Origin of the sequence: Rhizobium mesoamericanum STM3625 (assembly GCF_000312665.1) — a bacterium.
GTDB lineage: Bacteria > Pseudomonadota > Alphaproteobacteria > Rhizobiales > Rhizobiaceae > Rhizobium > Rhizobium mesoamericanum.
Genome location: NZ_HF536773.1, coordinates 785,400 through 789,044, shown reverse-complemented (window position 1 = coordinate 789,044; position 3,645 = coordinate 785,400). Strand labels below are relative to the sequence as shown.

2 protein-coding genes are annotated in these 3,645 nt (G+C 52.5%); both read left to right on the top strand.

The annotated features are described in order from the left end of the window. Positions 1 to 277 precede the first annotated feature (277 nt). Positions 278 to 1,234 (top strand): glycosyltransferase family 2 protein, encoded by a 957-nt coding sequence (locus tag BN77_RS23930; RefSeq protein ID WP_007536924.1) that lies wholly within the window; start codon positions 278 to 280, stop codon positions 1,232 to 1,234. Positions 1,235 to 1,617: 383 nt separating this feature from the next. Next, positions 1,618 to 3,471: a hypothetical protein gene (locus tag BN77_RS23925; protein WP_007536921.1), complete on the top strand. Its 1,854-nt coding sequence runs from the start codon at positions 1,618 to 1,620 to the stop codon at positions 3,469 to 3,471. The last annotated feature ends 174 nt before the right edge of the window (positions 3,472 to 3,645 follow it).

Below are 3,645 nucleotides of genomic sequence, written 5' to 3'. Positions count from 1 at the left end.
CGGCCGGGGCGGTAACCAGGCCACCGCGCCGACCCGATAAGGCTTTGTAAGGTCTTTCTTCGGCCGCGACGCGAATCTGGTGTGTGCTGCCTGCCGCTAAAGCAATCACGGTGTTTGCGAAGGATGTGATCGGGCAACGGCTACGGGGATGTTTGGTGACATATCTTTGGGCAAGTCAGCAGTGGACAATACGATATTCATTCCGCCCGCTGGTTTACTAACGCTGCAAGAATAACCTAAGAGCAAAGTTTCTCTGATGTTGATATGGCGACTTCTAATGCAGCTTGAAGAAATGCACCTCGACTTGAGAATTGCTGTTCTAGTCCCCTGTCACAATGAGGCGCTGACGATTACCTCTGTAGTTAAGGCGTTCCAACGCGCGCTGCCCAATTCAACAGTGTTCGTTTTTGATAACAACTCCTCGGACGACACTATTCTTCGTGCACAAGAGGCCGGCGCAATCGTCAACAGCGTTCGCGAGCAGGGTAAAGGAAACGTCATTCGACGGATGTTCGCTGACATCAACGCGGACGTATATGTACTTGTTGATGGTGACGATACCTACGACGCATCAGCTGCTCCCCTGCTGGTGAACGAGCTTGCAACGAAGGGGCTTGATATGGTGGTAGGGTGCAGGCTTACCGATGATCAGGCGGCATACCGTGCCGGGCATAGGTTTGGCAATAAGCTCCTTACATCCTGTGTAACAACGCTGTTTGGTCGACCTCTCAGGGACATGCTGTCGGGCTATCGCGTGTTTTCGCGCCGATTCGTCAAATCGTTTCCGGCTCATGCGTCCGGATTCGAGACGGAAACTGAATTGACGATACACGCGATGGAACTGCGAATGCCCGTTGCGGAAATCAATACTAAATATCGAGCAAGACCGGCCGGTTCTGCCAGCAAATTGAATACCTACCGAGATGGGCTGCGAATACTGCTAACAATAATTCGGCTTTTCAAAGCCGAAAAGCCATTGCCGTTTTTTGCGTCTGGCTTTGTTGCATGCACGGTGATCGCAGTGGCCTTGGCTCTTCCGCTGTTAGCGACCTACATTCAGACCGGACTGGTTCCTAGGTTCCCTACGGCGATCCTTTGTGCATCGACGATGCTATTTGGGATGCTGCTGCTGAGCTGCGGACTTGTCTTGGACACGGTCACGCGTGGCCGCACCGAAATGAGACGTCTGGCATACCTGTCGATACCCGGCCCATGGATGACCGGCGCTAAATGAATGAGGCGCTTTCTCTGGTCATCTGTTTTGGGTGGGTTAGAACGGTCGGATTGGTTGTTTGCCTCGGTTGCTGCAGTGTCGAGAATAGGACGTAGGCTATTTCGTTGGCCGAGTAGTTTTCTCCCAAGGGCGACGTTAGCGACTTGGCTTCTCGACAGACAATCTACCTTTAAGGAAACTTGTCGATACGGCATGACAAAGACGTGTCTCATTGCTGTGTCGATGGTCGGAAATTTAAGCTGGGCCATTTTTTGTTTCGTTATTACAACGTCTGCCAAACGGTGGCGGCCATCCGGGTAATATGCGGTTCACTTGGCGGATGGCAGTAGACTTCGCCTTGGCCAATTGCGGGTCTTCAAAGCAAATAGAATTAGGGGAAGCTTTTGATTGCGACCACCAAGAAGGCGTCGAGGATAGACACAGCCCTCGCTGCGCTAAATAGACCCGAGGCGACGATTTGCGCTGCCATCACAGTGCCGCTTCTATTTGGTTTGTATTCCCTGTATTTGGGGGCCGACGCGAACTGGGATTTGTATAATTATCATCTATATGGCCCGTTCGCTTTTCTAAACGATAAGTTTGAAACGGATATTGGTGTTGCGGGCTTTCAAGGATATTTCAATCCCTTCCTCGACTTTCTGCCATACTGGTTGAACAGCTACTTGCCCCCCAAACTGTCTGGCTTTCTCCAAGGCTGGCTCCATGGTCTGGGTTTTGTGCTCGTTCTTGGAATCGCGCGAAGAGTGCTTGTAAATCGCCGACCTGACGATAGCGTTCGACTTCCCATACTGTTGGCCTTGGCAGGCTCTCTTACAGCGAACTTTCTTTCTGAAGTTGGCAACGGCATGGGCGACAACACGACGGCCGTCTTGATACTGAGCGGCATATATCTGGTCGTCTTACGATGGAACGTGTTTGATCGTTTTGACAATAAAACGCTGGGAGTGCTTTGCTTCTCCGGCGTGCTTGTCGGATTGGCGACGGGGTTGAAATTAACAAACGGCCCTTCGGCAGTGGCGTTTTGCCTGGCGCTTCTTGTGTGCTTTCCTGGCAGTAAAGTTCGAAAGTTTGTCGCTGCCTTTTTGTTTGGGGTGGGGGTTTTGGCTGGGTTCACCGTTTTCGGAGGAACCTGGATGCTTCACATGTGGACCAAGTTCGGGAATCCGCTTTTCCCTCAGTTCGGTAGCATTTTCCCAAATCCCCTGGCCCAGCCGATGACAGTCGCAGATACGCGCTGGCTGCCAAAGAGCGTAATGGAGTACCTTCTTTGGCCATTTATCATATCGCTGGATTCTCGCCGTGTGGGTGAACTCCATGTTCGACAGATCATTTGGGCGATTGTCTACGCGCTGCTAATTCTCTTGGCATTTAAATCGCTCAGATTCCGGACCGAGCAGCCCCAGACGGCCGCAAGGGACGCTCGCTCGAGTTTCATAGTAGTATTCGTCTCGTGTGCTTTTGTTGTGTGGATGTGCATTTTTAGCATTTACCGTTATACGGTGGCCTTCGAAATGCTGGCACCACTTGCAGCCTTCATTATGCTCACATGGCTGTTTCCATATCTGCGTGCACGCCGTATCGGCGCTTGGGTTCTCACGATTGCAACTGCGATTGTCGTTACTGGTGGTGCTCGGACATGGGGACACGAAGGCTGGGCATCTCCTTTGCGTCATACTGATCTCACGTTGCATACCAAGCCCGACGCAACGACGGTTCTTCTCGTGGTTCAGAATAATTCCCTGGGGTGGTTGCCAACATTCTTTCCGCCACAAGCTGCGTTCTTTGGCATCGAGACCGGATTTCCTGGAACAGACGCTTTCGTAACGCATGTCCGAGAGACGGCCAAAAATCGTAATGGGCCCATCTTTATATTTACGAATGCTGAAGACAATCGTCGCGCTTTATCTATGCAATCCTATACCGACATTGCCCACAGACTGGGCCTCACTTCCACACAAGCGGGATGCGATTTTCTCCGGTTCGTGGTGGCGCGCATGCACTTCCGGGCAGTTGTTGATGCGGTCGAGAATGGCGACCAGTTGTGCCGAGTAGCAGTTCGTCCGGAGGACGTCGTCGATGTCGATCGGTCAAATCAGAAGTTTGTAGCGTTTGCGGCACAAAGGGCCGCAGCTCACGGATTCCAGTTGATTCCAGACTCATGCAAAACGTTCACGGCAGGCATCGGGACGGGGAAGAAAGCGTTCCAGTACTGCAGCGCGCAACTGCAGCAGGATTAGGATCGACTGCGATTACAGGATCTTTGCCGGCCGGCAATCGCTGCTCGGTGCATCTGACCTGCAGGCAGTGAACGCGCACTTAGCGACACCGGTGTGGGGCAGCATGGCATTAGGGTGCGCTATGCCGACGTCTCGCGGCGAATCTTGATCTCGGTGTTTGGGCGCTAACTCCCA

What these genes read in the sequence shown, in the direction of transcription:
- BN77_RS23930 (WP_007536924.1), top strand. Translation starts at nt 278, where the DNA reads ATGCAGCTTGAAGAAATGCACCTCGACTTGAGAATTGCTGTTCTAGTC.